We start from the raw sequence: 484 nt of genomic DNA on the forward strand, positions 1-484 counted from the left end.
AGGGTATGGTTGGCGTCGAGCAGTGCTTTGGTGCGCTCTGCCACCCGCGACTCCAACGACTCCGACGCTTCTTTGTGCTCCTGGATATCCGTAGTGGTGCCATACCATTTCAGAATATTCCCTTCCGGGTCTTTCATCGGGGTGCCCCGTACCAGAAACCAGCGGTAGGTACCGTCATATCGTCTCAGGCGGTACTCTACCTGGTAATTATCTCCGGTTTTCATGGCACTGGTCCATGCTTTTACAACGTGGTCCAGATCATCAGGGTGCAGGGCCTGTATCCAGCCATCTCCCTTTGACTCGTCAAAGGTCAGTCCGGTATATTGCAGCCATCCCTGGTTAAAGAAGTTAGACGTTCCGTCGGGATCTGTGGCCCATACGAGTTGGGGCATGGTGTCCATCACAAACTGTAATTCCTGGTAGAGGTCGTTCAGCTCTTTGTTTTTGATTTGAAGCTGCTGCTCTGATTGTTTTTTGTCAGTGA

1 protein-coding gene is annotated in these 484 nt (G+C 51.7%); it reads right to left on the reverse strand.

The genetic code is table 11. From position 1 onward, the window contains the following. A partial coding sequence (locus ACLD7X_RS18625; protein WP_411425166.1) for a PAS domain-containing protein occupies window positions 1-484 on the reverse strand: 484 nt, incomplete at both ends.

Source organism: Aphanothece microscopica RSMan92, assembly GCF_046613545.2.
In the GTDB taxonomy this organism is placed as follows: domain Bacteria; phylum Cyanobacteriota; class Cyanobacteriia; order PCC-6307; family Cyanobiaceae; genus NIES-981.